At 55.1% G+C, this 2,927-nt stretch carries 3 protein-coding genes; all 3 read left to right on the top strand.

Annotation, left to right across the window (positions count from 1 at the left end; translation table 11 throughout):
* On the top strand, positions 1-542 hold a 542-nt coding region (locus Q7U76_08235), incomplete at its 5' end, for a hypothetical protein (GenBank protein ID MDO8356359.1).
* A 39-nt stretch (positions 543-581) separates the two neighbouring features.
* Positions 582-2,243, top strand: coding sequence for a cyclic peptide export ABC transporter (locus tag Q7U76_08240; GenBank protein MDO8356360.1), 1,662 nt, complete (start codon positions 582-584; stop codon positions 2,241-2,243).
* A 39-nt stretch (positions 2,244-2,282) separates the two neighbouring features.
* The coding region (locus tag Q7U76_08245; protein MDO8356361.1) for a 4'-phosphopantetheinyl transferase superfamily protein at positions 2,283-2,927 on the top strand (645 nt) is incomplete at its 3' end.

Raw genomic sequence — 2,927 nt, forward strand, 5'->3', positions numbered from 1 at the left:
CCTGGCATCCGAGCTCCTATCGGAACCATCGCAATAATTGGACGATGGGACTCTGGTTACCCCTATTCGTTGCCGGAAAAATCTGGAAGAATGCGCAAGTGCTCTTCCGGACATCTCTGAAAGACTGGAGGCCTTTCCTTCAGCTCAAGGTGAATCGGCTGGTGTCTATGTTACACGGGGAATCTCTAGAGATCGAAAGAAGAACGGAGGAGACCCGTGAGACTCATTGGCATGTTGAACGAGTGACGCGGGCGACTTTTTACGCGGTAGCCCGCTATGCTGTCCGTCCATACTCCGGCCGACTCTTGAATATCGTGGCATCGAGACGGCGCGTAGCCGAATCGATCGTCGACACGAGGCGTGTTTGGGAGGCTCTTGCAGGTGGGGAGAGTCAGACCGTGGAGGTCGCTGCAGAGGACTCAGGGCTTCTCTTCACCCTACCTCACGTGGAAGACGTCTCCACCTGTGTTCAGGCCTTTCTCGCCGCTGATGCCACGAATAACACCCTCTGCGATCGCAGTGATCGCGTTATGCGTATGTAATTTCATCTCCTTTCTTCTTGAGCGTGAGATTGGTTTGCAATGCCATTCAGACGTTTTATCCGTTTTGTTGTGCAGCGGTCGAAAGCGATGGCCTGGCTCATGGTCTCAGCCGGTGTCATGTCAGGTCTCTTGAGTGCCGGAGTGATCGCGCTCATTAATCATGTCCTTCATCATCCTTCCGAAGATTCGCACCTCGTGATGGTGGGGTTTGTCTTCCTTGTGGCCGGGAAGCTTCTGTCCAACCTCTGGTCCCAGCTTCTGCTGGTCCGATTCAGCCAAGACACGATTTTGGATCTTTCGCTGACGCTCTGCTCGAAGATCGTGCGGGCCCCGTTGCGCCGCTCCGAGCAGCGAGGGGCTGCCCATATCCTTGTGACGCTGACGGATGACGTCAGTTGGGTCACTTGGGCGATCCAATGCTTTCCACAGTTGATCATGAATGTGGCCGTGGTGCTGGGTTGCGGGTTCTACCTTGCCTGGTTGTCGTGGGGTACGTTTTTGGGCGTGGCTGGAGTTACCCTGCTTGGTGCCCTGGGGTATCAGTGGCTGCATACCAGCGCGTTCAGCGTGATCTATGCCGCTCGTGAGGCCAGGGCCGCGTTGTTTCAACACTTTCGTTCCCTCACTGACGGACTGAAAGAGTTGTTGATGCATCGGGCTCGGCGGCAAGAATTCGTCAATCAGGAAATACGCGGGGCTGCGGAATCGTATCGGCTCACAAACTTGGATGCCACACGGAGGCAAGCTCTGGCGGAAGCCTGGACCCAGTTTTCGTTTTATGCCCTTATTGGTTTCATCGTCTTTCTGTTTCCATCTGTGGTGACGGTGTCACCCGAGGCCCTGACCGGGTATGTGGTGGCCGTCCTCTATATGATGGGCCCTATCTGGGGCATTATCGGGGCGTTACCCACTCTTGAACGAGGCCAAGTGGCATTGGAGAACATTGAACGATTAGGCGTGTCTTTGGACGTCGGCCACGAGGATACCCAGACGTTCGCCGTGCCAAGCATTGAGGCAAGGATCGCTCCTATTGTGCGGTGGAACGAGGTCGTGTTTTCGTACGGCGAAGAGAAAGGAGTCGAGACTCCATTCTCGCTTGGTCCAATCAATCTTGAGCTGCATCCGGGCGAACTGGTGTATGTGATTGGAGGGAATGGGAGCGGGAAGTCGACGTTTGTGAAAGTTCTTACAGGGCTGTATCAGACTTCACAGGGGGATGTCACGCTGGCCGGCACGAGAATTACCGATGCCAATCGGGAATGGTACCGTGAGCATTTTTCGGTCGTCTTTTCGGACTTTCACCTCTTCAAGAAACTTCTGGGCCAATCGGACGCTCAGGCCGAGAGGCTCGTGCCTCAATATTTGCGATTGCTGCACATGGATCAGAAAGTCACGGTGCATGAACGCACATTCTCGACGACCGATCTCTCGCAGGGGCAGCGAAAGCGTTTGGCGCTTCTCACGGCCTACTTGGAGGATCGCCCGATCTATGTGTTCGATGAATGGGCGGCGGATCAAGATCCGCAGTATAAGGAAATCTTTTACAAGACATTGCTTCCGGACTTACGTACGCGGGGGAAGTTGGTAGTCGTCATCACACACGATGACCGGTATTTTCATCTCGGCGATCAGGTCATTAAACTAGAAGATGGCAAGATGGTCGAGTATGTGAGTCCCGTAGCGGCCGGTCTTCGCCCGTAATGGCCTCATGCTGCTGAATAGTTCCTTTGAGGATGAGCCGTGCTGATTTCATTCCAGTCGAGTGAATGTGTTACGGATGTTGAGCGGCGGAGCCGCATCAGCCTTGAGCTGAAGGCTGTTCACCTCTGGGGAATTGAACTCGACGGATCGGCACGCTGTCTGGAACGCTGCGGGCGGTGGTTAGACGAGGAGGAGTGGCATCGGGCGGCGCGCTTGGTTCGAGAGGAAGATCGATCGCGCTACATATTTGCGCACGGGGGTCTCCGAGCGGTGCTTAGCCGATATTTGGGGACCGGTCCCGGCATGATAGCGTTGCATCGCAGTGCGGAGGGAAAGCCTTTCCTGAGTACGGAGTTAGGCTGTCAGCCTACCATCACATTCAATATGTCCCACGCCCATGGCCGTGCGCTTATCGCCGTTTCTATGGGGCAAGAGGTCGGGGTCGATCTCGAACGAATTCGGCCGGACATTGATGTTGTGAAGCTTTCTGAACGGTATTTTGCTCCTTCCGAACACACCAGGGTTATGCAAGCAGATCAGGAGCAGCGTGCAGAAAGGTTCTTCCGCTACTGGGTCTCAAAAGAGGCGGTGCTTAAAGCGCAAGGAGTTGGGCTTCAGGCCTTGAGCCAGTGTGTGGTCCTCTTGGGAGCCGATGGAGTTGGCGCAGAGATTCGGGTCCCGGAG

It is taken from the genome of Nitrospirota bacterium (assembly GCA_030645475.1).
Classification (GTDB): Bacteria; Nitrospirota; Nitrospiria; order Nitrospirales; family Nitrospiraceae; genus Palsa-1315.